We start from the raw sequence: 25,545 nt of genomic DNA, 5'->3' as shown, positions 1-25,545 counted from the left end.
GTTCATATAACACATTTTCCCCTTCACACCCGGACGCAGGATCAGTATTTCTGGAACCGCCCGATCTTCCTGATAGTTTTTAACTATTGAAGTATAGAATTAATCGATAACAACTATAATTCTGAAAGCATACTTTTATGCCCTGCACCACATACAGGTGGCTCCATATTCATTCAATACCATAAACTGATAAAAATGGAAAAAGAAACTAAAGACCTCAGCAAATGCCCTTTCCACAATGGCAGCCTGAAGCCGAACGTTGGTGGTGGCGGAACCAGGAACCGCGACTGGTGGCCCAATCAGCTCAAGCTGAATATCCTTCGCCAGCACTCCACAAAATCAGATCCGATGGATGAAGACTTCAACTATGCCGAAGCCTTCAGGACCCTGGACCTGGAAGCAGTAAAAAAAGACCTGCATGCACTCATGACCGATTCGCAGGACTGGTGGCCCGCAGACTTTGGTCATTATGGCCCCCTCTTCATCCGGATGGCCTGGCATAGTGCCGGCACCTACCGTGTATTCGATGGCCGCGGTGGCGCAGGTTCCGGTCAACAGAGATTCGCACCTCTCAATAGCTGGCCCGATAATGTGAGCCTCGACAAGGCGCGCAGGCTCCTGTGGCCCATCAAACAGAAATATGGTAATAAAATATCCTGGGCAGACCTGTTGATCCTTACCGGGAACGTGGCGCTGGAATCCATGGGCTTCAAAACTTTCGGTTTTGCCGGTGGCCGCCCTGATGTTTGGGAACCGGATGAAGATGTATACTGGGGCTCTGAGCAGAAATGGCTCGGTGGCGATATCCGTTATGCACATGGCTCTCCCGGCGTTGCCGAAGCGCACGGCGTAGTATCTTCCGATGATGATGCCGATGGTCATATACATGGCCGCAACCTCGAGAAACCACTCGCTGCTGTACAGATGGGACTGATCTATGTGAACCCTGAAGGGCCTGATGGAAATCCCGATCCTATTGCAGCAGCTAAGGATATCCGTGATACATTCAGCAGAATGGCAATGAATGATGAAGAAACGGTGGCATTGATCGCTGGTGGCCACAGCTTCGGTAAAACCCATGGCGCAGCGCCTGCAACGCATGTTGGGAAAGAACCGGAAGCAGCAGGACTGGAAGCGCAGGGCCTGGGATGGAGCAACAGCTTCGGTTCGGGTAAAGGTGCTGACACAATCACCAGTGGCCTTGAAGTAACCTGGACCACCACGCCTACCAAATGGAGCAATAACTTTTTCGAGAATCTCTTCAACTTCGAATACGAGCTCACCAAAAGCCCGGCTGGTGCGCATCAGTGGGTGGCAAAGAATGCTGAGAATATCATTCCCGATGCATTCGACGCTTCAAAAAAACATCGTCCAACCATGCTCACCACCGATCTCTCACTGAGATTCGATCCGGTGTATGAAAAAATTTCCAGGCATTTCCTGGAAAATCCCGATGCTTTTGCAGATGCATTCGCACGCGCCTGGTTCAAGCTCACGCACCGCGATATGGGCCCGCGTGTCCGTTATCTCGGCCCGGACGTACCGTCCGAGGTTTTGATCTGGCAGGACCCGCTCCCTGAAGTAGACCATCCGCTGATCGACAACAATGATATCGCTTCACTCAAAGCAAAAGTACTCGCTTCAGGATTGAACGTATCCGAGCTCGTATCCACCGCATGGGCTTCCGCTTCCACATTCCGCGGTTCCGATAAACGCGGGGGCGCCAATGGTGCACGCATCCGTCTCGCTCCGCAAAAATACTGGCAGGTGAACAACCCTTCACAACTGCAGAAAGTACTCTCAACGCTTGAAAGCATACAGAAAGAATTCAATGCCGGTAATAAGAAAGTTTCCCTGGCTGACCTGATCGTTCTCGCAGGTTGCGCAGGCGTGGAAAAAGCAGCAAAGGATGCAGGACATTCCATCAATGTTCCATTTACTCCAGGCCGTACCGACGCAACGCAGGAACAGACAGATGTTGAGTCTATCGGTTACCTGGAACCGTTAGCAGATGGTTTCCGCAACTACCGCAAGCACAGATCGCATGTATCAACGGAAGAATGGCTGATAGACAAAGCGCAGCTGCTCACACTCTCTGCCCCCGAGCTGACAGTGCTGGTTGGTGGCTTACGCGTACTGAACGCCAATTTCGACGGATCGAAACATGGCGTGCTCACCACCCGTCCCGGACAACTCACTAACGATTTCTTCACCAACCTGCTGGACATGAATACTGCCTGGAAAGCCGCATCTCCGGACCAGGAGCTTTATGAGGGCAGCGATCGCAAGTCAGGTGCAGCCAAATGGACAGCCACCCGCGCGGATCTCGTATTCGGTTCCAATGCAGAACTACGCGCCATTGCAGAAGTGTATGGAAGTGCAGATGGAAAAGAGAAATTCGTGAGAGACTTTGTTGCCGCCTGGAACAAAGTGATGAACCTCGACAGATTCGACATTCAGTAACAAGAAGTAGCATGTATAAAAAAGGCGCGGAGTTCCGCGCCTTTTTACTGTTTTATATTTTTTCCCTTTTCTATGATCTGATCCACGCCAGCAGGTCCTTGTTGATGGTTTCATGTTCTGTAGTTGGCATACCATGCGGAAAGCCCGGATAAGAGATCAGTTTACCGTTCTTCGCAAGTTTAGCCGACTTCGGTGCAGAATTCGCATAAGGCACTATCTGATCATCTTCTCCATGCATCACCAGCACCGGAATATCCACACCTTTCAGGTCTTCCGTAAAATCCGTTTCAGAAAATGCCTTGATACAATCATAATGCGCCTTGATGGATCCCATCATTCCCTGTCTCCACCAATTGTCCTGAATCCCCTGTGAAACCCTGGCTCCCGGCCTGTTATAACCGTAGAACGGGAAAGTGATATCCTGGTAGAATTGTGCACGATGTTTAGCCGTATTGTTCCGGATATCATCAAAAACTGAAATGTCCACTCCATCCGGATTGGTGGCAGACTTCACCATCACCGGCGGCACAGCGCTGATCAGCACGGCTCTTGCAATACGTCCCTTGCCGAATTTGTTCGCATAGCGGATCACTTCTCCACCGCCGGTAGAATGACCAACATGGATCGCATCTTTCAGATCGAGCGCTTTCACCAGCTCCGCAACATCAGCTGCATAGGTATCCATTTCATGCCCGTTCGGTGTTTGGGTTGAGCGTCCATGCCCTCTTCTATCGTGCGCGATCACCCTGAAACCATTTTCCAGGAAAAAGAACATTTGTGCATCCCAGTCATCGGAAGACAATGGCCAGCCATGATGGAATACGATCGGTTGGCCAGTACCCCAATCCTTGTAGAAAATCTCGGTACCATCTTTTACTTTGATCTTGCTCATTTGATTAGTTTTTGAGTTATGACTATGGTTGAGTTGGACGTTTCAGATAGCAAGACGAAGCAGCAATCAATGTTGGCAGGACGGATAAAAGCATACAATTGTTCCCTACTATTGAACAGGAATCAATACCGGGCTGAATTATGGCTTGCAGGGATAAATTTTCAGCGTTTATGAGAAGGGGACAATGAAGATAAAAAAGAGAACGATAAAAATGAAATATTTCTTTAGCTCCTGAGCGTTATGTTCGGGTGCCCTGCAATGATCTCCATCAAAATATCGAAATAAGTTTGTCCTTTCCCCTGATTGAGCTCTTCCAGTTTCTCCTGGAAATATATTTTATTGAAAGGCGATCCGGGCAGGAGCTTTTCTTCGTAGTATCTTTTTGTGGTTTCGTAACCAAGCGCTGCTTTGCAGGCTTCAATATTGTTCCAGATCAATTCCACTGGCTCATTGTTTCCGATAGCGCCAAACCCGCCATACAGCAGATCATTGAAAGCATCCAGACTCGGCCCGAGCTTCCAGTCTTCCGCAGCCATGAATACACGATTGATCTCATCGTAGAAAGATCGGATATCGTGGATACGGCTGCCTTCAATGATCAACTGCTTCATAGCTTTTATTTTACCATAACGTCTGCAGGTATGCGCCCATTACTCAATTCATTCACCGAATGTAGCGTAGTGGCCGCGATCTGGTCCAGTGCCTCGACAGTAAAAAAAGCCTGATGCCCTGTCACAAGCACATTGGGAAAACTCATCAAGCGCTGGATCATATCATCAGGAATGATCTCTGCTGAAAGATCCCTGAAGAATAAGTTCTCTTCCTGCTCGTACACATCAATCGCCAGGTTGCCGATATGGCCGGATTTCAATGCTTCAATGGCATCTTTTGTATCGATCAATGCACCACGACTTGTATTGACTATCGTCACACCTTTTTTCATTTGTGCAATAGTAGTTGCATTGATGAAATGATGATTGTCCGGCGTCAGCGGGCAATGCAGGGAAATGATGTCCGACCTTTTCAGGAGCTCTTCCAGCGAGGTGAATTCAACATCCGGTATCAACTTTGCATTTGCGTATGGATCATAAGCAACGATCGTACAGCCAAAACCTTTCACGATGCGGCAGAATGCCTGCCCGATCTTTCCCATTCCGATCACACCGATCGTTTTTCCATGCAGGTTGAAACCAAGTAATCCGTTCAATGCAAAGTTCTGCTCACGTACCCGGTTATATGCTTTGTGTATTTTTCTATTTAGTGTAAGCAACATCGCTACAGCATGTTCAGCAACGGCTTCAGGAGAATACGCAGGAACGCGGCATACATGGATACCGGCCTGCTGCGCAGCTTTGAGGTCCACATTATTGAAGCCTGCACAACGAAGTGCGATGATCTTTACGCCCTTTGCCGCCAGCACTTCGATCACTTCTTTGGTTAGACGGTCATTCACAAACACACATACAGCAGCAGTGCCCGGCTCAACTGCATTCACGATATGCGGCCCGAGATGTGTTTCCAGGAATTCAAGCCCGAAATCATAAGACGCATTGTGCCTGCTGAAAAATTGCTTATCGTAAGGTTTGGCAGAAAAGAAAACGATTTTCATAAGATGAATATACTACAATAATACTATCAGGAAGCTCCGATTCAACAGGCCATCATTTTCTGATCACGAACTGCCATATTCAGCAACTATTCTTACGGTATTGTGTAAGATTTTTGTAAGCCCGTATTAAATCATAACGGCCACGCTGCGAATGTGCAACGGGGCCGTTATATTTCTTTTTCATAACCATGCTCCGACAAAAATGATTACCGGATGTTTTCCATTATTCTACTATTTCTTTCCCTTGCTTACCTCTGCCGCAAGTTGCGCAGCACGATAAGCATTCACAATTCCGCCGGAGCTGCAAAGCTCTCCAAAATCGATTGTAGATTTCCCCTGTACTGATCCTCCGGGAGCCATTACCTGCACACCTTTACGGGACACCACACTCCTCTTCAAAATATCGATCATTTGTTCCGCCGACAGATCAGGGAAATAAGTCCAGATCAAGGCCGCAATTCCGGATACAACAGGCGTGGCCATGCTGGTACCACTTTGCGGCAAATATTTGTTGTCTGGAATAGTGGAATAGATATCACTGCCGGGAGCAAACACATCCACTGTATTTTTTCCATAATTACTGAAAGAAGACGGTTGTCCCTCCCAGGTGGAAGCCCCTACTTCTATCACATTTCTTACAGCGCGCTTTTTTGCAATCTTCTTATAAGGATAATGGACCTGCGTGTCCACATCCCTTGAATCATTACCAGCTGCATGAACCAGCAGCACACCTTTCTTTTCAGCATAGCGAAAGGCAGCATACACCAGTTCAGGATGAGGGGTCAGGTACTTTCCAAAACTCATATTGATTACTTTGGCGCCATTCTCCACTGCATACATGATACCTGCGGCTACATTCTTATCTGTTTCATCTTCGAAATAAGCAAGGATGCGAACAAACATCAACGCCGCATCGGCAATACCATTCATGCCGATCCCGTTATTCCGCTCCGCGCCAATTGTGCCGCCTACATGCGTACCATGGTCTGCTCCCCTGGCATACAGATTGGAATTACCGTAGTAACGTTCTTTCAGATTTGTTTGATGTGGATCGATGATGGCAAGACTATCTATATATTTTTGATTCGTCTTACAAGCATCTTCAAATTCCTGGCGTACTTCTTTTTTCCAGTTTTCTTTTTGTGAAACTATGGAATCCCATTTTGAAACCGGCAGCCCTCGTAATTTACTTTCAAAGAAATAGAATGCATTGCCAGCAGTTTTATCGCCCTTATCGGACGGACTGATCTTATAACTGAAAGCATACCTGAATACTTCATCAGGATTGGAACATTTCTCCTTCAACTGGGCAGTAAAATCCGGGATATACTTTAAATACTGTTCCGTTTCGGCCACCTTGCGGAATGTACTTGGCAGGCCGGGTTTGGTCATCACAACATCCCGGAAATACCGGTACTCCTTCATTTCTTTTTTTGAAAGCTTTGTTGAGTCTGCATCCAGGAACCGGTCTTTCAATCTTAATAACTCGCGATTCACCTCCAGGATGCCTCTCACCTGTTGCTTTCCGTCAGGATAGCCAACAAAATTCCAGCCATGTATATCATCTATATAACCGTTTTTATCATTATCGATATGATCACCAGGGATCTCACCTTTATTTACCCACAATTTATTTTTAAGATCCTCATGATTTACATCTCCGCCGGCATCCACAATGGCTACCACCACTTTTTGCCTGGGTGTGAATTGCTTCAGGAATTCGTACGCTTTGTTGATGGAGCAACCCCAAACCGAGTCCTGCTCCAGGTCAAGGTGTTCCCAGCCAAGAGGAGCTTTCAAAAGGGATTTTACCTGTGAATGAGCTGCTAAAGACGAAACAAAAAACAATACGATCAGTTGAACTCGTTTCATTATTCTATTTTAGATGAGCATTAATAAGCAGATGATCTCTTTAATTATTCTTCAGCACTTTGTTGATACGCAGAGCCAATGCCTGGTAGTGCAGCCTGTCATCACCAGTTGCAGTTTTCGCTTTTGCATTTACCAGCTTTTGAATTTTCTGTGCAATATCCAGCAGGTACAACTTTGTATTGTCGATGGCTGCTGTAGTAATTTCCTTCTGGAAACCAGGGCTGTCCCCGAATTGCTGTAACAATATCTTTGTTGTAAGCGCACCGTCGCCTTCCTTGCTTTCGATTTCCCTTATTTGACTTGCATATTTTTTCACGAATCCTGTTGGATCCAGGTCATATGCAATAACCTCATCTATTGAAGGGGAGAAAGCCTGGTCAGTCAGTCCAAAAAGCCCGGCGGATTTCTTTTCTTCAAAAGGCTCCAGCGTCATGTCTGCAATGAAATTCTGCAATCCGATATCACTGGCGCTTAATTTGCGTCCTGCAATGGCTCCTTCGAAAGCACCTGCAAACAGATCATTGAGGTACTCTCCTACTCCATATGGGCTATCGGAAATATGGGAAGACAACAATACATTCTTTGTAAGTTTTTTGAGATCGCCAAGGAATTTCCCCCTGATTGAAACGGAAGGGTCCAGGCCCAGTGGCAGTTTTTTTCTCAATTGTGCATTGTTCAGCCAGTCTGCATTCCGGTATTCTTTGAGCGTCCATTTAAGTGCATTCTGCTGCAGGTCTTTGGGAACAGACTGGTGCAGTTTTCCTGCCGTACCATCTTTAACATCATTCAGGTAAATTCCTCCTATATTGTACAGGACGTTGCGAATATAACGGTAATACTGAAGCGAAATTTCGTCATAGATCCCCTGGCGGTAACTGAAATCAGGATCATCCTTCACCCAGTTATCGAGATTGGAGAGGATATATTTCAGGTTCAGAATACCATACTCACTGGCCTTTACAGGATCATTACCAAGGTCTTCTTCGATAGAACTGGGATCATAGCGGGAAAGGATCTGCTGCTTACCATAGCGATAGATCGGATCACCTGCTTTGGCATCCACCCAGCTTTCCAGGGTTGCCTGCTCATCCCATTCGTTCTTAGTTCCGGACACAGGTTGATAATTCCATTTTACCAGGAAATAATCATACTCACCCAGTACCGGAGGCGTCAGTTTCACCTGTTTGTCCTGCGGCTGTGCTACATAGTTGAAACGCGCATAATCCATGATGGAAGGCGTTGTGCCATATTGCTGCGTAAAACTTGCAGACCTCAGGGAATCAACCGGGAAAGCATTGGAAGAAGCCATATTGTGCATGAAACCAAGACAATGGCCCACTTCATGGCCTACCACATATTCCAGTGATTCATTGAAAAGTTCATCAGTCAATTTACCGCTGCGAATGCTTTCATCCAATTGTGCCGTCTGCACGTAACGCCATTTGTTCAGCAAGCGCACCACATCATTGTATACCAGCACCGTGGCCGAAATGATCTCACCGGTAGCAGGATCAACCCAGGAAGGCCCCATGGCATTCTCTGTGGAAGAAGGCAGGTAACGGATACAGGAGTATTTCAGGTTGTCCGGATCGAAGCCCGGATCATTCACCGGAAAATCTTTCACCTGTACTGCATCTTTGAAACCGATGGCTTCAAAAGCAGTATTCCAGCGAAGCACAGATTTGCGGATGGGCTCTTTCCATTTTTCAGGAAATGCGTTGTCAACATAAAACAGGATTGGCTTTACCGGCGCTACTTTCTCTCCCCTCGCATAAGCCTCAGGGTTAGAAGGCTCCAGGCGCCAGCGGTTAGCCAGTGCATATTTGAAGCTTCCATCTTTTTGCTGGGAGAACTGTAATTTATCGGTTGGGAAAATACCAACACGCGCATCGGCGATACGCGGTTTCATTTTCTCCTCGGGAAGTAAAAGGAAAGACCTTGTTACTTTTGCAGACATGGGATACTTGTCTAACAAAGTGAAGAACAGTACTGTGATAGACAAGTCATAGGACATGGTTGATGTAATGGAAAAATTATCATCAAATGCCTTGATGGCTCCCAGGGCTGAATTGTCTCTTTTGAATTCACCCGAGAGGAATCCACCTTTTGGAAGAAAACCGAATGGTTTGAAATCAGACACAAACAAATTGGTGAAATCCACTACAATGGCGCTGCTGTCCTTGCTCCAGGCTTCGATCCTGCTTTTGGCAATAACAGAAGTTCCAAAGTTCTTGCTGATAGCTTCTTTTCCTCCATCAGTATTATCATCTGAAGTAACCCTTACATTCAATTGCTGGATGAATGCGACTGAATCTTCCACCACAAATTTCACATGGAGTGGATTGTTTGCTTTATAACCAACCGCACCAAAAGCATTGTCGGATACTTCACTGAGAGTGGATGCCACCAGCATCTCCCGGTTGAGGTATTTCACCGGGATCTCGAAATACAGTTTTTCCTTCACCTTGTAAAGGGTCACAAAATTGCTGGTTGCTTTCTGTGCGCCTTTCAAAAGCCTGTCATAATCAGATTCCCGTACATAGGGTTTTGCGGGAGCAGCATTCGTTACGGGCGCCTGCTTTTTTTTCTTACCAAACAATTGAGCGGAAGCATTCTTGTGACTTAGCAGGCACAATAATGCCCCGAAGAATGCAAATAGATTCTTTTTCATACACTTTACTATTTAATCGCCTTATTTAGGGAATCAGTTTACAGAGGTTGAGCTATGGCCTCCAGGTCCAGATCATAGTTGTCTTTAAAATAATTGAGCATGGCAGTTCTTGCCTGGTGAATTTTCGGATAGGTGGCTATCGGGAAGAGCGATTGCAATTCTGCGGCAGTATAGCGCATGCACAGAAATACATACCCTTTGAAATTATAAGCAGGTGTCAGGTATTTGATAGTGGCTCCTGTAGGCAGGTAAGTGGAGAATGCATAACCTGTTGCATCCAGGTCACCCAGGAATCCCCTGTACCTGAAAAAATGTTCTCCCTCGAAAGAGTATTGTTTGATCTCTGTTACATAATCAAACAAAGAATGGAATGCGGGCGCATCATTTATCTTTTTCCTGTCGTATGCGATCTTAATGGCATTGGCCAGGATCCTCACCCTGGTCTCTTTTAGTTTTGCAGCTGGCACCGGAGGCGTACTTTGCGCATCCGTGAACAGCGAGTTCACCCAGAAATCAACGCCACCCAGGTACACGGTGCTATACACCTTATTGGTACCCGAGGGATAGTAATAGTTGTTCACTAAATACAGGTAAGGGGGAAAGATATCTTTTGCATATTCAGGTTTGAGAAAACTGAACACCTGTTCTTTCATGAAATTGATATGATAAATTGCCTGCTCATCATTGAGCGGCTTTCCACTGTAGATCTGGGTGGATCCCTGCCATGCGCGGTTCAGATGGGTGGAATCGAAACCCGTATAGATAAAACGGATGCCGAACTGATCGAAAATCTCTTTGGCCGTTGCATCATACGCATGGTTCCCCTGCGGGAACTCATAGCGCGTACCGAAAGGAGAATCCTCTCTCGGAACAATTGCATCTTCTTTGGAACAGGAAGCCAGTAGGAACATTCCTGCGATCGATATATATATAAAGTTTTTTTTCATTTTACAGTATTTCTGTTTTCCTGATACTAGTTGTCTCTTTTGGGAGCCAGTTTATTTTGTTCCAGCGCCCGGTTCCTGTTCATCACTTCTTCAGGTATGGGAAGTGTATAGGCAGGGTCTTTTTCTTTGAGCGTATAGGTATTCAACGGATTCGCGGCGTTGAGCCCTACGCGCCATGTATGGGTAATGCCGGGCATTCCATAACGGCGCAGATCAAACCAGCGATGGGCTTCATAGCATAATTCCATACGACGCTCTTCACGCACCATCTGCACCAGCGCATCTCCGGTGACACCTGAAACAGGAACATAGTTTTCCGGTTTGAAACGTTTGATGCGAAGCGCATTCAGTGCATCGGTTGCCACGTTAACACCTACTTCAGCAGACTTTGCGCCCGCCTCGGCGAGATTCAGGTAGGCTTCTGAAAGACGGAAAGCGCGTGAAAAGACTTCTGCCAGCAAAAGATTGGAATTGGTCAGATAAGGTACTCCCTTTCCATATGCCAGGAATACATTGTCATTGTCCTGGTCCCGGCTGATATACCATTCTTTCCTGAGATCGCCAGTTTCAAAGCTGTTCACCAGTTCAGGGGCCGCAAGAAAATATCGCTCTGTTTTAAATGCTGCAGTGAGGTAAGTATTGGTGAATACCCAGGGGGTGATATCCTGACCGTTGAGCCCATAGAGCCAGATCACTTCAGGGGATTTGAAAGAAGTGAAAGGATGATAAAGTCTTCTGCCTCCAACAGGCGCCAACTGAAGCGTATTGAGATCGAGCAGCGAGAACCGGTTATCCCTGATCACCTGTTGCGCATAGCTGGCCGCTTCTTTCCAGTTTTCCATGTACAGATAAACCCTGGACAGCAACAGTTGGACCATCGGCAGGCTGGTGCGGAAATCAGGCGCAAACTGTGAAGACTCCGGCAATTGCAGGTAATAACTCTCTGCTTCTTTCAGGTCCTTCACCACCTGGTCATATACTTCTTTAACCGTATTCCTCGGAATTTCCTCATTTTCTATCTTGCTCGATAATTTCAATGGCACGCCCGGCGCTTGTGGATTATGGTTATAAGGCTCGCCGAACAGATTCACCAGATGGAAAAAGTAAAATCCTCTTAAAGCATAAGCCTGTGCTTTGATTTTATTCTTTTCCAGTTTTGTTCCTTCCACGATATCTACATAATCGAGTGCCGCATTGGTTCCCAGGATCAGCTTATACGTGAGATCCCAGAGATTTTTATACTTTCCATATCCTCCATTGTCCCGCATCTGCGTATGCATCTCAGCCTGCCAGGTGAACGTATGGAACAATGCATTGTAAAAATTAGCATCACTTACAAATGCAGCAGTACCGGTAGTAAGAGCGATATCATCATCCAGTACCTGGAGGCCGGCAGTGATCTCACCGCAATCCAGTTGATTGCGCGGATAGCCATTGCCGAGCAACATGCTGTTGATAGCGCTGGCGTCTTTCGGTACAAAATATTGCTGGGATTGCGGTTCAAGGAATTTCTTGCAGGACGCAGCGGATCCCAGTATGATCATCAGTATGATAAGTTTCGATTTCGTATTCATTGCAGACACCATTAAAAGTTAACATTTAATCCAAGCGTGTATGTACGCGGCATCACCTGGTTGCCGGGCAGCTCAGGATCGAAGCCATTGAGCCTGCTGCTGGCAATCACGAAAGGATTGGCCACACTGGCATTCACATTGAGTTTGGTAGCGCCGATCCGCTTGCAAAATTTCTCGTCGAACTCCCAGGCAAGCGTCAGTTGACGGCATCGCAGGAAAGAGGCATCTATCACTCTCATATCCGATCTCGCCCACATATCCAACCAGGAATACCTGATCAGATTGGGTAACTCATAGCGATAATCCGTTCCGCGGATCATTGCAGGAATATTGGTAAAGGCTTCATCACCCGGATTTTTCCAGCGGCCCAGCAATTCCCTGTCGAGATTCGCTTCAGGTGCAGGCATTCTGCCATCTCCGGAAAAACTGGAATAAGGAGAAGAGAGTCGTTTCTTCGCCCCAAACAAAGCAGCGAACTGGCTGGTGAAGAGTAAATTCTTATACCTGAAATTGATATTGAGGCCACCAGTGAAATTGGGAACAGATTCCCCTGAATAAACGAGAAAACTGAGCGGGTCTACAAAAGTACTTTTCTGATCGGCAGGTACATCGATATTGTTGAAGAGCGGCCTTCCATCCACACCACTCAAACCTGCATAGGAAAAGGACCAGAACCCAGACACAGGATAACCTTCACGCAAGATCTTGCTGCTGCTTCCCTGCAACAACTCATACATCGTGGCAGTTGTTACAGCCTTTCCAACCTTGTTGAAATTTTTGGAAGAATTGACGCGAACCATCAGGTACAGGTCTTTCTTGTTGATGGGCATGAACTCGATCGAGATCTCAGCACCGCGGTTATTGATAAGGCCGCCGTTGATGTCCATGGTATTGAGGCCTAATCCATATTCATACGGAAGATCCTGCGGCAGGATCACGTCCGATTTCTTGGAATAATAATCGAATACAACATTCACTCCCTTGAAGAGACCCATATCGAAACCGATATTCCAGTCGGTGGTTTTCTCCCAGGACAAATTGAAATTCGGTAACTGGTAGATCCTGTTCAGGAAATCGTAATAGGTATTGTCGAGCGAACCGAGGCGGAGTATTAATTCATTGCTCCTGTTGGTGAGCGCATTTCCCCTGATGCCATAGGATCCGCGAATGCGCATCATATCAACGAAGGGCAATTTGTTTTCGATCCAGGGCTCTCTCGAAACATCCCATGATAAACCAAATGAATAGTTGGGATCGAAACGTTTGGTTACATCCTGTCCGAAGCGATTAGACATATCGTTCCGGATATTTGCATTCAACACATAACGGTTCTTGAAGGAATACGCGAATGTGGCGAAATAGGAAGCGAAATTGGTCAGGTTCCTGTTCTTGCTCCAGGAAGGGTTCAGATCGGAATACAACGCATCGAACACGCCCCAGTCCGATGAATAGGACCCGGTGATCGGAACCAGGTTTTTGATAGGTGTAGGTTTCGCCAGCAGGTTGCCATTCTCTGGCATGTATCCCCATACCGTATTCGCGATGGTGGTCTCTTCATTTGACCTGATCTCCTGCCCTGCCATCGCATTGATGCGATGGTCCCTGTTGAACTCTTTCGTGAACTGCAGGAGATTGGTGATATTACTGGTGGTTTGTTTTGCATTATTGGTATACAACTGACCTCCGTATGGCAGGATCGCAGATTTGAATTCAGGTGTGCCCGGGCCGAATTCATTGTAATCGTAGCCGCGATATGTTTTTGCGATATAATTGGTCCTGGCACCTAAATAACTTTCACCTGTCAGATTGGAAACAGACACACCGCCTCTCAACTGATAGGTCAGCCAGGGCGTGAGTTTCCATTGAAAATCGATCGCTGCATTGATCTGTGTATTCTTTGCAGAAGTGCCACTATTATTCCTTTCATTCAATAAATTAAAGCCGTAAGCTTCACGGTTCGTATTCAGGAAATAAGATGCCCTAGTATTGTAGAAAAGCAGGGAGCCATCGTCTTCATAGGCAGGAATGGCGCGACTGGTACTCAGTGCATACGTCATAGGATTCACAGACGGAGCGAAACTATTGGTTTGGGTCATCGTTCCGTTGAGGTAGGTGTTCAGTGTGATCTTGTCAGACAAACGGGAATTGATCACCAGGTTAGCGGTATATCGTTTATTGTCATTGCCTGTTTCCTGTCCTTGTTCATTATTGTAACCAAGTGAAAAACGGTAACTGTTTTTGAATGTACCACCTGATACACTCACGTTATGGGTTTGGGAAACGGCGTTGCGTGTAAGGATATCCAGCCAGTCAGTATTGGCGCTTTCCAGTTTTTTTCTTTGTGCGAGATAGGTTTCCAGTGAAATATTCCCTTCGAGATACATCCTGTGGATGCCTTCGAAAGTATTCATTTGTTTCAGCGGCACGAATGTATAGGGTGTGCCCCAGTTGAGCGCTTCTTCGGAAGTGAGGATGCGTTCCTGGGAATTCATCACGTTGAAGCGGCTGTAATCAGGACGGTCAGTCATGGAAACATAACCGTTATAGTTGACCGAAGTTCTGTCCCTTGCGATCTTCCTGGTTGTGATAACGATAACGCCATTGGACGCCTTCGAGCCATAGATGGCAGTGGCAGATGCATCTTTCAGTACAGTGATCGATTCAATGTCCAGTGGATTCAGCCAGGAAACCTGGTTACCGATGATATTTCTCAGCTCACTCATCAGGGAGGCATTGCCTTCCAGTTTCAGCGGGTCAGGCTGTATGATACCATCCACTACCCAGAGCGGTGATTTATTGCCCAGGAAGGTGGAAGTTCCGCGAATCTCTACCGTGGGTGTATTACCTGCCCTGCTTCCGGAATTGGTGACCATCACCCCTGCGATCTGTCCCTGCAGCATTTCATCAATGGTGGTAGAAGCAGGATTGAAGATATCCTTTGCTTTCACTGTTGCGGAAGAGCCCACCATATCTCTTTTGTTCACGGTCTGATAACCGGTAACAACATATTCTTCCATTGCAGTGCCCACCATTTCCATCTCAACATTGACGGTGGCAGACCTGCCCACTTTAACCTGTTGCTGTTTATAACCCACATAGGTGAACAGCAGTATCTCGCCCTGCAGGGCTTCGATCTTGTAACTGCCATCTGCCGTGGTGACTGTTCCTTTTTTTGTTGTGAGATTGATTACGGAAACATTGGAAAGCGGCACACCGGCAGAGGTGATCACTTTTCCCGTGATCTGCATCACCACTACTTCCGGTTCTGCTGCATTTCCCGGCAAAGGAGTTTTGCTTTCAACCAGCGTGATGGTGCGGCCCTGAATGATAAAATCGATGCCGCTTCCTTTCAGCGCCAGTTTCAAAGCATCGGCCAGGGGCATGTCTTTTACCGAAATGCTGACCTGGCCTACCTTATCCAGTTCCTTTTGGCCGGCAATGATGCTGTACCCGGTTTGGGTCTGGATGGCTTTCAGCACCTCGATGATCTTCGAGTTCTTTGCTGAGAGACTCACAGTTTGCCCTTCGGTCTTTGCAGCCACCTGCAAACAAAGAACAAGCATGAAGAAAGAAATCAATCTCATAACTTTTACAATTTGGCTGGAGGGATACGGAAAACATCGTATCCTTTGAAAAAACAGGACAGATTGCATAAATTCGCAATTAGTTTTAGGTAAAACAATAAAGGTCTGGCAGGCTTTTATCTTGCTTTGCCTGAGATCCGGCCCCCTGTTCGCAGCAAGGGGCTTTTTCGCAAAGCAGGTTTATTCATCGGATGATCAGTTTTTTGTTTTCGATCTGGAATTGAACGCCACTGTTCTCCAGGGATTTCAATACTTCGCGGAGCGGAAGCTTGCGGTCCACGATCATAAAGAACCTGCGGTTTTTCAGTTCATCATTACCCTGATACACCACTTCCACATCATACCATCTTGAGAACTCTTTCATGATGGTTTCCAGTTTTTCATTTTCGAAATAGAACTTTCCGCTTTTCCATGCCATTACGCTGTTCAGGTCTGCCTCCTTCTTCAACTGGTTCTTGCCTGCCGTGGTAACAGCCTGCTGTCCCGGAGACAGCAACAGTGTACTTTGTTTTTCGGGTTGATCGTTCACCAGAACAGCCACTCTCACTTTGCCTTCCAGCAAGGTGGTGGCAACAACGCTTTCATCAGGATAGGCGTTTACATTGAAATGCGTGCCCAGCACCTCCACTTCGCTTTTTCCATTTGCGATCACTTTGAAAGGCACCTGGTTCCTGGCCACTTCAAAATAGGCTTCACCGGAAAGTGTTACACTGCGCTCATTTCCGGCAAAGGCAACAGGATATCTCAAAGCAGAAGCTGCGTTCAGCCACACTTTGGTGCCATCGGCCAGGGTAACTTCGTAAGTGGCGCCCCTGGGCGTTGAAATAGTATTGTACAGATTGGCATTGCTGCTGCCCCTGTATTCCAGTTGTCCATTTTTATAGGAAAGATTTACATTACCCTGGTTGGGCAATACGGCAAGGCCATTACTGTCCAGGTTAACACGGGAACCGTCTGCCAGTGTCAATTGTGCCGAGCTGGAAGCAGGCGGACGATCTTCCGGAACAGGATTCACTGCTACCCGGGGAGAGTTTGTTTTATTGGTTTGATACAGGATTATCCCTGTCGCCAGGACCACCAGTATGGAGGCAGCGGCGATCCATCTTGTGCTCCGCAAACGCGCAAAAGGAATAGTGGCAGCCGTTTTCCTTCGTACCACTTCCAGCATTTGCGCGCTGAGCTGTTCTTTTTTATCGGCAGAATAGGAATCGGTAATATCGGGCTGCTTATCTGCATAAGCTTCGTAAGCATCTAAAAAATGTTTTTCCGCTTCCGTGGCTTTGCCATTAAGGAAGCGGCGGATCATTCTATTTAGATCGTTTCTGAGTTGGTCAACTGGTCTCACAGATAGGTTCTTTTCCCCTATGTGTCCATTTTTGCAGAAACTCCCAAAAAGAATTAATAATTATTTTTTGCCGGGGGGCGGTCGACAGGAAAAATGCAGGGTGAATTCAGATCCCCGGCATGATTGAAATGGCTGTCAACAACTTCTTTCTAAGCTCTTTGGAGGAAGTACCGATCTGGTTCTGTACTGTTTTTTGTGAGATATTGAGCCGGTCTGCAATTTCCTTTGTAGACAGATTCTCCCGGAAGTATAACAGGAAGATCTCTTTTCTTTTGGCAGGAAGGGTGTTGAGCCAGGCTGTCGCCAGGTCCTGCAATTCCTTTTCCACTACAGCATTGTCTGCGCCCATGGCCGTTGCCACCAGTTCATCGAATGCCTCGTAATAAGGAGCATCTGTATTTTTTCTGGATAATACCTTGTATACTTTATAGCGGATGGCGCTGTTGAGGTAGGCGGGAAAATTATCGATGAAGAGTTTGGCCCTGCGGTCCCAGAGATCTATGAACAGGTCCTGCACCAAATCCTGACATTGATCTTCATCTTTGAGACGTTTATATGCCACATTAAATGCCAATTCCCAATAACGGTTCCAAAGTTCTTCAAAAGCTTTGTGATTGTTCTGGGTCATCTGGGCGAGCAGCTCCTGATCGTTGTATGATAAGAAAGGAGACAAATAAGATCCGGCCTGTTAGTTCTAATGTAACAGCCTTCAAAGAAATTGAAATATTTCCTTTTTGCAAAAAGTAAAAAGATGGACATTACCGCTGCGATCAGGCAATTTCCCGTCCTTCCAGCCAGACCTTTTTCAATTCCAGTTCTTCATTCAACATTACCAGGTTTGCCCTGGCGCCTTTTTGGATCCTGCCGATATCGGTAGCACCCATCACTTCTGCAGGATACAGGCTGGCCATCCGCAATGCTTCTTCCAGCGACACGGAACCAAATTTCACGGCATTGCGTACGCCCTCCACCATGGTAATACAGGAACCGGACAAAGTTCCATCAGGCAAAGTATAACGGTCTGATTTGCGCACATGCATATAAGGGCCCTGCAATACTTCCTGAACAGCATCGGTAATGAAGAACAATCTACGTCCCATCATTTGCTTCGCGACCCTGAACGCCTGCCAGTCCACATGCACGCCATCAGGAATGATGCTGGCATAAGCGTGATCAGAAAGGAAAGCCGCTCCGGGAAGTCCGGTATCGCGGTGATGCAGCGGGCTCATGGCATTGAATAGATGGGTAACGGTACGGATGCCGTTGGCAAAGCCGTGCATCGCTTTGGAAAAAGTGGCATTACTATGACCAGCGGAAATGATCACACCATGATCGTTCAATAAACGAAGTACTTCATCATTGGTCACTTCCGGGGCCAGCGTCATCATTTTGAGTGTGCCGCCGGCAGCGGAAAGCAATGAGTTTATTTCCTGTACCGTGGGATTACGGATAAGATGCGCAATATGCGCACCCCTTTTCACCGGATTGAAATACGGGCCTTCCAGGTGAATGCCTGCCAGTGCCGGATGAGGATGTTGCTGAACGATCTCAAAACTTTTGAGATAGATATCCATCTCATTGGTGGCGAAGGTGAGCATATATGTTGTAGTGCCGCTGCGAACGATGGCATTGGTCACGGCCTGCAATGCAGCCGGGGAAGGCGCATTGCTGAAAAGATAACCTCCGGCGCCATAGATCTGCAGGTCGATAAAACCGGCGTTGAGCAGGTGACCGGAAGCATCTGTAACAGTGGCATCTGCAGGAACTGCATCATTACTAACGACATCGAGTATACGCCCATTACCGATGAGCAGGCTCTGCCCCTGCAAAACCTGCTCACCGGTATAGATAGTTGCATTGTTGATTGCTGTGATCATTCATTTCAGATTTAAACGCCAGCGATGCGTCTCTTGTATTCTGCCAGTGCATCTTCCAGCCTCTCACGCGCCGTGGTATCCCCTGGCACATTGTGAGACGGATGAATATGCAGCTTCACGCCTTTCTCAACCAGGATCTCAGCCACAGTGATAACGGTCATCCACACACAGGTGATGAAAGCCATTGTAGACACAGGTCCCAGCTTATCCTGGTGGTTCTTGATGGCCACGGAAGCATCTCCGATCGGCGCACAGGTATCCACCACAATATCGGCCAGCTCGAAAATGGTCTTGCCACTGGAGTGACGTGTCTGCTTCCCTTCAGCTTCAGCAGCGGAACCAAAAGCGATCACTTTCATTCCTTTTTTTCTGGCTTCGATGGCCACATCGATATTCACGTTATTGATTCCGGAATGCGAGAAGAGCCACATCGTATCGCGGGAGTCGAAGGTATAACCTTTCATGATCTCAACGCCATATCCTTCCACTCTTTCCAGGAAAACGAACTGGTGAACGCCCATTTCGCCGGTGATACGGGTAAAGAAGGTCAGTGGCAGCTCCACCATGGGATGGAACCCTACAAATCCTCCGATACGCGGATACATTTCTTCGATGGGAATAGTGGCATGGCCGCAACCGAAAGTATGTACCCATCTTCCACACCCGATACTGGCAGCCATCACTTCGGCGGCTTTCCTGATATTATCCATCTGTGTTTCTTCGATCCGGGTCATTACATCCCTTGCATTCGAAAGCCATTGTTTTGCTAACATAATTGTTTATTTATTGATAGTAGATTGATTGTTGCGAAACAGTATCAGGCTGATGATCATCATACAGGCGATCACCAGGTATGATACGGTGGTAAGATGAGCGATACCATGATCATGCACCACCACACCCATCAGGTAATTGAGCAGCATATTGCCCACTAACGCAAAAGCGAATACGAAGCTGAATGCGGTACCACTTTGTTTTGGGAAGCGCTCTCCCACCATGCCCAGCATCACGGGAAAACCCGCTGCCACTCCTGCTCCTGAAAGAACAAGCCCTGCAATCATCAGGGGCTTATAGTGCCCGTATTGCATCAGCAGCACACCTGTTGCCAGTAATAACAGGCAGGTATAGATGCTGGTCTTTGGCGATACATTGCTCAGAATACTTCCGTTCAGCAGCCGCATCAGCACCATTCCCGCCACATGCAGGGTGAGTGCAAAGAGCGCGGCCGTTTCATCCATCCCGCCCTTTTCAACCAGGTAAGTGGTGGCCCAGTTGTTGATGATGGCTTCGATACTGCTCTGGAAGAACAGGAAAAATGCAATCAGCATCAAAGTGCCGTCCAGCAATTGTTTCCAGGCGGCGGACTGCCCGGGTTCTTTCGGTTTGGCGCCGGGAAACCTGACGAAAATATAAACCCCGGCAATAAGCGCTGTGAATATGCCTACGCCGGCCACTACCTGGTCGGCAGCAAAGCGGCCTGCCAATAAACCCAGGAGCAACGGCATTCCCAGCGCGCCAATGCCGAAAAAAACACCCAGCAGGCTGAGGTCTGCGCCCTTGTTCCTGGTGCTGATATCGGCCACTACTGCGTTGGTAGCGCCATTCACGATACCGGAACCTACACCAAACACAAGCACGCTGAGTTTGAGCCAGGATAACGAGCCCGCATATGCGATCCCTTCAAACCCGGCGAACATTCCTATACAGGCCAGAACCAGCAACCATTTGTAACCATAGCGGTCGCAAACCGGCCCGAATACCAGTGAGCCGGTCAGGATGCCCACGGGCAACAGCGAAAAAATAGTTCCGGCCGCAATCCCATCCAGTTGGAATTTCTGTTTGAGAAAGCCGGCCACAGAGCCAAGTGTGATCAGACTAATGCCAAAGAGCAGCATGCCCAGACAGGCGGCCAGGAAAACAAGGTTCTTTTTATACATGGAGCTAATCGTTATCGGGCAGCTTTCGCCTGAAGCGCCAGCAATCCTGCTCCCCAGCAACCGGCCGCAGGCCCGAGTTGCGAAGGCACTATCTGCACCTTCTGTATACTCAGCGGCTGCGCCCATTTGGCGGCCTCTTCATAAATAGAAGGGATCAATGGAATGGCCGGTCCGAATACGCCGCCACCCATGATGATCTTTTCAGGATTGAATATGCTCACGAGATTGGCCACAGCCATTCCCCACCATTCCACACATTGCGATATGATCTTTTTTGCCAGCGTGTCTCCCTGCTCCCAGGCAGCAAAGACGGCCGCGGCATCTGAATTCGTTTGTAGTGCTCCGTTATAGGAAGGGTCCGTTTCCAGCATATCACGGGTTACTTTGGCAATACCGTCGCCGGAAGCAAGGGTCTCAAAATGCCCGCACTGCCTGTATTTGGGAAGCCAGGGTCTTTCCATTGCCATCCATCCGATGGCACCGGCAGTATCGTTACGTCCCCTGAGAAAATGTCCATCAGCCAGTATGCCCGCGCCAATGCCGGTACCCACGCCAATGAAGATCGCATCGGTACAGCCATGCGCGGCGCCCTTCCAGGCTTCGCCCATGATATAACAGGTTCTGTCGCTATCGATGGAAACCGGGATACCGGGAGCTACTGCAGCAATTTCTGCTGCCAGAGGATACTGCTCCCAGCCGGGAATATTCGGCGCCCAAACAGTTCCTTCACTTCGGTTACTGATCCCTGGTATGCAAACGCCGATGGCCGCCACTGGGTCTCCCTTCTGCAATTGCTCCTGCACCAGTTTCGAGACCTGTGTTGTCAGCAATTCACCAACAGCAGCGCCGGTACGCTTCTCAAGGGGAAGACTTTCCCTGCCCAGCAATTCAGCTTCTTCAGAGAAAACAGCTGTTGCCAGTTTTGTACCTCCCAGATCGATCCCTAATAACGACATATCATTTATTTCAGATCAGTGAAAAGGTTGTGTCGAGATCATTTTCCTGCTGCCCATTGAAAGGCTGCCAGCAGGTAGACGAGTGAAGCCGTTCCATCCATCGTAGGTTCATTGGTGGAATAATCCCCGTAGTCATCGTGGTATACAGCCAGTTGGCTTTGAAAAGGCGCATAGGTGTCGGGGTTATTCAATCTGATACCGATAAGATTATTGTAAATATTCCCATATACCGGGCCATCTACCAGGCCGCCATCGATCGGCGCTTTCATGAGATGGGTGAAAGCGGCATGCGGATCAACAGGCGTATCGCCATTTGCCGGCAATCCGTACACCATCGAAGTGCCCCAGGGATTGCATCCGAAGAGCCAGTCGAAATTGGCCTGCTCCAGTTCACGGAATTGCTGGTCGTTGGTAAGCTGCCTGTACCAGTAACACTGGATCGCAAAGGAAGTGGTGAGATTGTTGCTGCACCAGATGAAGGGAATGCCGCGGTAAAAAGCATTGGTCTTCGCCTTGTTCCAAACACGAACGATACCGGTACGATAGTATTGAAGAACAGAATCACGTTGCTTGCCTTTCAGGTTCCTGCCCAGTTCATAATGGCCCAGGTTGATGAAGGGATACCACTGGTAATGTTTGGCGGTATCGTCGCCAAGCCAGGGTGTAACCGGCTCCTGCCTTGCATAATGCATAGCCTCACCATTGCGTTGCAAAGTGGCTGCTGCAAATTCCATATCATCCACCCAGTTGTCCTCCGCATAGATATATGGAGATTTCACCGAAGCGGTTTGCGTAACACCGGGCTTACGCAAAGCGAACTGGTAAGCAGTGCCGGCTTTGTATTGCATCAATTTACTAAAGTCATGATCGATGTTCTTATAGATACCGGATGCAATGGCGAACGCACTGGCAAATTTGCCAGCCGTACTGGATGTACCGGTAGTATTGTTCATGAATTTGCCCCTCACCTGTGGCTCACCGCTGATGAAGTAAACCGGACGCTCATATCCACGGCCATACATAGTATCGAGGCCGGGTATGCGCATTCCTGCATGGTCCCTGTCGTCCGCGATCTGGTTGAACATCCACTCATCTTTCGGATGCATTTTAAGTAGCCAGTCGAGCCCCCACCTGGCCTCATCCAGCACATCGGCAATACCGTTACTACCGGGCAATCCATTGGCTGCATGATGATCGGTGAACACAGAAGGAAAATCCCGCCAGGCCATCAGCAAATGCGAAGTGGCATTGGCGGAAGTAGTGGAATACTGCAGGTAATCACTGGCATCATGCCAGCCTCCACTCACAGGAACGAATGTGCTGTCCGGCATCGGACCGTATAAGGTGAAGCCATCGTACATATGACAGCTGTCTTTCAGAAAAGGGTTGAAACCAGACCGCTGCTGGCGCATATAACGCAAACAGAAATCGGCCGCACCATCGTACACATCTTTTCCTATCCTGAAAAAGGGCGACCTGGTCTTACCCGACTGTAAATAGTATGTGCCGGGCCTGGTATAGGAAGAAAAATTCAAGCGCCATGTCTGCTGAAAAGGACCGTAAGCGCCCATCGCCCTGCCTGCTGTTTTACTGAGGACTTTTTTACCGGTTGCTGAATCCACCAGGTGGAATGTGCTGATCGATCCTGTACCCTTGCTTCCATACACGGCTACTTTTACACCGGCAGGTGTGTAACCAAGCTGATTGATGCGGATCCAGGCAGAGTCGGCATTCTGGGCCATGGCAGCAGCAAACGGGAATAATACAGGCAATATCCAGGTAAAGTATTTCTTCCTGACCCGGAACGGATATGTTTTATGCAACATGCTGTTTTTTGCTGTTTTGATAGGTGTAAATTATTAATAATGCACGAATCAGCAAAATAAAATCAGATCTGGTTTCATACAGTTTTTATATTTGTTGAACAATACTAACAGCCATGCTTCAGGAAGAACGCCAGAACATCATCATCAACCAGATCAACCTCCATCACAAAGTGCTGACCACTGATCTCAGTAAGTTACTGAATGTTTCGCTCGATACCGTTCGCCGCGACCTGCATGAGCTGGAAGAAAGCGGACGCATCGTGAAAGTGCATGGCGGTGCTGTATCCAAGTCTTTCCATATCCCTTTCCAGCAGCCCAGGGTCTATGCCAGGGAAGAAAAAAGAGAGGTGGCGCACAAAGCATTGTCACTTTTCAAAGATGGCATGAACATACTGATGGGCGGCGGTACCATTATGCTGGAGCTGGCGCGCATCATTCCTAAAAATCAAAAAGGCACTGTATTCACGGTGAGTCCGCTGGTTGCCCTGGAAGTTGCACAGCGCTCAAACATCCGCGTTATACTGATCGGCGGCGAGGTTTCGCACGACGCCTATGTTTGCACCGGCCCAACAGTGATCAGCCAGTTATCGGAGCTGCATGTTGATATCGCCTTCATCGGCGCCAATGGCTTGTCTGTAAAGGAAGGCCTCACTGATCACGACTGGGATGTGGTACAGGTAAAGAAAGCGCTGATGAAAGCTGCAGATAAAACAGCTGTGATGTGCATTTCAGAAAAACTGGACATCTCCCAGAAACTGGTGGTGAACCCACTGCGCGCCATCGAAGCCCTGATCACCGAGCTCTCCCCTACGGACAAACGATTACAGAAATATTCAAAGTCGATGAAAGTGCTGTAAGCTATTTCTTCATCACAGACTGCCATACAGCCCTTCGGAGGGTTCCCTGGCTATCATCGCCATCATAGTCCCAGAACATCATTCCCTTCATCGATTTTCCCAGCATCCATCCTGCTTTCACCCCGATGCTTTTGGCATTATCGTACCCACACCAGAATTGTCCGTTTTTCGTAACATAAGGAACACTGGCGGCTTCGTCCCAGTTATCGATCTTGTAGACCGATCTGTCCAGCAGGATGATCTTATTGTAATTGATCGCCGTTTCTGATCCGGAGAATGCACGCCTGCCATAGAACGGAATGCCCAGCACCAGCTTCTCTGGCGCTACGCCTGCATTCAGATAGGTATTCACAGCCCGCTCACAATCGCTGTAAGCGCCAGGCGCACGAAGCGCAGAATGATGCCGGGGCGATTCATCCAGATCATACGACATGATATTCACAAAGTCAACATAGGGATCAACTGCCTGGATATCGATATACCTGTAACCTCCGGTCACAGCCTGTTTGTTCAGGCAATACCCTGCATAGGTGAGCAGGTATTTAGAGCCAAGTGTTTCTCTCAGCTCTTTCATCAGCAGCACATGATTTTCCACGTCCACCGCCACATCGAAGGGCATTCCGCTGAAAGACATGCCGGGGAATTCCCAATCCATATCCACTCCATCGATATTCCATTTTTCCAGGAATGCTTTGCAATCCTGTGCGAACTTTTTCCGGTCTGCACCAGATTTGGCGATGGCGGAAAATCCGCCATCCTTTACATTATCTGCATTCTCAGCCGCATTAATGAACGAAATGGAAATCTTCAGATCGGGGTTGAGCTTCTTCAGATCAACGATCTTTTGGAATCTTGCCTCAGCCCCCTGCAGTTTGAACTTTTGATATACACCGCCCTGAACATATATTTCCGCAAAAGCATAATTGATATGTGTTACAAAAGCAGGGTCTGGGATCTGTGTGCCATAGTGTGTAACATAGGCGATCACATTACGGCCGGGTACCCGCTCCAGAAGTTGTTTGGGGTCCGGACTTCTCACTCCGGTCTCATAGTCGTCTTTTTTACAGGATGCAATGAACACCAGTAGGGACATCGCATAAGCAGCAATTTTTTTCATAGTGTATCTCCAGGTTTA

18 protein-coding genes are annotated in these 25,545 nt (G+C 47.8%); 2 read left to right on the top strand and 16 right to left on the bottom strand.

Translation table 11 applies throughout. The annotated features are described in order from the left end of the window. Window positions 1–195: 195 nt before the first annotated feature. Entirely contained in the window at window positions 196–2,463 is a 2,268-nt protein-coding gene (gene katG, locus FSB84_RS21060; protein ID WP_130539851.1) for a catalase/peroxidase HPI, read from the top strand. 70 nt (window positions 2,464–2,533) lie between these two features. Here katG and FSB84_RS21055 read toward each other — a convergent pair whose 3' ends face one another. The 15 genes from FSB84_RS21055 to FSB84_RS20985 all read right to left on the bottom strand — a co-directional run bounded on the left by FSB84_RS21055 (window position 2,534) and on the right by FSB84_RS20985 (window position 23,553). Beyond that, window positions 2,534–3,355, bottom strand: a complete 822-nt coding sequence (locus FSB84_RS21055) for an alpha/beta fold hydrolase (protein ID WP_130539850.1) — start codon at window positions 3,353–3,355, stop codon at window positions 2,534–2,536. A gap of 224 nt (window positions 3,356–3,579) precedes the next feature. Then, on the bottom strand, window positions 3,580–3,966 hold the full coding sequence (locus tag FSB84_RS21050; RefSeq protein ID WP_130539849.1) for a barstar family protein: 387 nt from the start codon (window positions 3,964–3,966) through the stop codon (window positions 3,580–3,582). 5 nt (window positions 3,967–3,971) lie between these two features. Further along, window positions 3,972–4,964: a 2-hydroxyacid dehydrogenase gene (locus FSB84_RS21045; protein ID WP_130539848.1), complete on the bottom strand. Its 993-nt coding sequence runs from the start codon at window positions 4,962–4,964 to the stop codon at window positions 3,972–3,974. A 231-nt stretch (window positions 4,965–5,195) separates the two neighbouring features. Then, on the bottom strand, window positions 5,196–6,836 hold the full coding sequence (locus tag FSB84_RS21040; protein WP_130539847.1) for a S8 family serine peptidase: 1,641 nt from the start codon (window positions 6,834–6,836) through the stop codon (window positions 5,196–5,198). 40 nt (window positions 6,837–6,876) lie between these two features. After that, window positions 6,877–9,507, bottom strand: a complete 2,631-nt coding sequence (locus FSB84_RS21035) for a zinc-dependent metalloprotease (protein WP_130539846.1) — start codon at window positions 9,505–9,507, stop codon at window positions 6,877–6,879. Between the two features lie 38 nt (window positions 9,508–9,545). After that, complete coding sequence (locus tag FSB84_RS21030; RefSeq protein WP_130539845.1) at window positions 9,546–10,454, bottom strand: hypothetical protein; 909 nt, start codon at window positions 10,452–10,454, stop codon at window positions 9,546–9,548. A gap of 26 nt (window positions 10,455–10,480) precedes the next feature. Continuing rightward, a complete protein-coding gene (locus tag FSB84_RS21025) occupies window positions 10,481–11,998 on the bottom strand; it encodes a RagB/SusD family nutrient uptake outer membrane protein (protein WP_158644044.1) in 1,518 nt (505 codons plus the stop codon). A gap of 41 nt (window positions 11,999–12,039) precedes the next feature. Then, complete coding sequence (locus FSB84_RS21020; protein ID WP_158644043.1) at window positions 12,040–15,612, bottom strand: SusC/RagA family TonB-linked outer membrane protein; 3,573 nt, start codon at window positions 15,610–15,612, stop codon at window positions 12,040–12,042. Between the two features lie 184 nt (window positions 15,613–15,796). Continuing rightward, window positions 15,797–16,957, bottom strand: a complete 1,161-nt coding sequence (locus FSB84_RS21015; protein ID WP_147122299.1) for a FecR family protein — start codon at window positions 16,955–16,957, stop codon at window positions 15,797–15,799. A gap of 106 nt (window positions 16,958–17,063) precedes the next feature. Next, window positions 17,064–17,630 (bottom strand): RNA polymerase sigma factor, encoded by a 567-nt coding sequence (locus FSB84_RS21010; protein WP_130539841.1) that lies wholly within the window; start codon window positions 17,628–17,630, stop codon window positions 17,064–17,066. A gap of 97 nt (window positions 17,631–17,727) precedes the next feature. Next, window positions 17,728–18,834, bottom strand: coding sequence for an N-acetylglucosamine-6-phosphate deacetylase (gene nagA / locus FSB84_RS21005; RefSeq protein ID WP_130539840.1), 1,107 nt, complete (start codon window positions 18,832–18,834; stop codon window positions 17,728–17,730). Between the two features lie 11 nt (window positions 18,835–18,845). Next, window positions 18,846–19,607, bottom strand: a complete 762-nt coding sequence (locus FSB84_RS21000; RefSeq protein ID WP_130539839.1) for a sugar isomerase domain-containing protein — start codon at window positions 19,605–19,607, stop codon at window positions 18,846–18,848. A gap of 6 nt (window positions 19,608–19,613) precedes the next feature. Continuing rightward, window positions 19,614–20,771, bottom strand: coding sequence for an MFS transporter (locus tag FSB84_RS20995; RefSeq protein WP_158644042.1), 1,158 nt, complete (start codon window positions 20,769–20,771; stop codon window positions 19,614–19,616). Between the two features lie 11 nt (window positions 20,772–20,782). Beyond that, window positions 20,783–21,727 (bottom strand): ROK family protein, encoded by a 945-nt coding sequence (locus FSB84_RS20990; protein ID WP_130539837.1) that lies wholly within the window; start codon window positions 21,725–21,727, stop codon window positions 20,783–20,785. A gap of 38 nt (window positions 21,728–21,765) precedes the next feature. After that, window positions 21,766–23,553, bottom strand: coding sequence for a glycoside hydrolase family 9 protein (locus FSB84_RS20985; protein WP_225979847.1), 1,788 nt, complete (start codon window positions 23,551–23,553; stop codon window positions 21,766–21,768). Window positions 23,554–23,666: 113 nt separating this feature from the next. On the opposite strand from FSB84_RS20985, the gene FSB84_RS20980 reads away from it, so the two are divergent. Then, window positions 23,667–24,410: a DeoR/GlpR family DNA-binding transcription regulator gene (locus tag FSB84_RS20980; RefSeq protein ID WP_130539836.1), complete on the top strand. Its 744-nt coding sequence runs from the start codon at window positions 23,667–23,669 to the stop codon at window positions 24,408–24,410. Between the two features lies 1 nt (window position 24,411). Here the strand turns inward: FSB84_RS20980 and FSB84_RS20975 are convergent, their stop codons facing one another. Beyond that, the gene (locus FSB84_RS20975) at window positions 24,412–25,527 is read right to left on the bottom strand and encodes a glycosyl hydrolase family 18 protein (RefSeq protein WP_130539835.1); all 1,116 of its coding nucleotides are present in this window, start codon (window positions 25,525–25,527) and stop codon (window positions 24,412–24,414) included. Between the last annotated feature and the right edge of the window lie 18 nt (window positions 25,528–25,545).

The sequence above is a fragment of the Pseudobacter ginsenosidimutans genome (assembly GCF_007970185.1).
Classification (GTDB): Bacteria; Bacteroidota; Bacteroidia; order Chitinophagales; family Chitinophagaceae; genus Pseudobacter; species Pseudobacter ginsenosidimutans.
Note: the sequence above shows the minus strand (reverse complement) of the source record. Positions and strands in the feature narration are given on the sequence as shown.

What these genes read in the sequence shown, in the direction of transcription:
- FSB84_RS20990 (WP_130539837.1), bottom strand. Translation starts at nt 21,727, where the DNA reads ATGTCGTTATTAGGGATCGATCTGGGAGGTACAAAACTGGCAACAGCT.
- FSB84_RS20995 (WP_158644042.1), bottom strand. Translation starts at nt 20,771, where the DNA reads ATGTATAAAAAGAACCTTGTTTTCCTGGCCGCCTGTCTGGGCATGCTG.
- FSB84_RS20975 (WP_130539835.1), bottom strand. Translation starts at nt 25,527, where the DNA reads ATGAAAAAAATTGCTGCTTATGCGATGTCCCTACTGGTGTTCATTGCA.
- FSB84_RS21020 (WP_158644043.1), bottom strand. Translation starts at nt 15,612, where the DNA reads ATGAGATTGATTTCTTTCTTCATGCTTGTTCTTTGTTTGCAGGTGGCT.
- FSB84_RS21055 (WP_130539850.1), bottom strand. Translation starts at nt 3,355, where the DNA reads ATGAGCAAGATCAAAGTAAAAGATGGTACCGAGATTTTCTACAAGGAT.
- katG (WP_130539851.1), top strand. Translation starts at nt 196, where the DNA reads ATGGAAAAAGAAACTAAAGACCTCAGCAAATGCCCTTTCCACAATGGC.
- FSB84_RS21045 (WP_130539848.1), bottom strand. Translation starts at nt 4,964, where the DNA reads ATGAAAATCGTTTTCTTTTCTGCCAAACCTTACGATAAGCAATTTTTC.
- FSB84_RS21025 (WP_158644044.1), bottom strand. Translation starts at nt 11,998, where the DNA reads ATGATCATACTGGGATCCGCTGCGTCCTGCAAGAAATTCCTTGAACCG.
- FSB84_RS21000 (WP_130539839.1), bottom strand. Translation starts at nt 19,607, where the DNA reads ATGTTAGCAAAACAATGGCTTTCGAATGCAAGGGATGTAATGACCCGG.
- FSB84_RS20980 (WP_130539836.1), top strand. Translation starts at nt 23,667, where the DNA reads ATGCTTCAGGAAGAACGCCAGAACATCATCATCAACCAGATCAACCTC.
- FSB84_RS20985 (WP_225979847.1), bottom strand. Translation starts at nt 23,553, where the DNA reads ATGTTGCATAAAACATATCCGTTCCGGGTCAGGAAGAAATACTTTACC.
- FSB84_RS21035 (WP_130539846.1), bottom strand. Translation starts at nt 9,507, where the DNA reads ATGAAAAAGAATCTATTTGCATTCTTCGGGGCATTATTGTGCCTGCTA.
- FSB84_RS21030 (WP_130539845.1), bottom strand. Translation starts at nt 10,454, where the DNA reads ATGAAAAAAAACTTTATATATATATCGATCGCAGGAATGTTCCTACTG.
- FSB84_RS21050 (WP_130539849.1), bottom strand. Translation starts at nt 3,966, where the DNA reads ATGAAGCAGTTGATCATTGAAGGCAGCCGTATCCACGATATCCGATCT.
- FSB84_RS21040 (WP_130539847.1), bottom strand. Translation starts at nt 6,836, where the DNA reads ATGAAACGAGTTCAACTGATCGTATTGTTTTTTGTTTCGTCTTTAGCA.
- nagA (WP_130539840.1), bottom strand. Translation starts at nt 18,834, where the DNA reads ATGATCACAGCAATCAACAATGCAACTATCTATACCGGTGAGCAGGTT.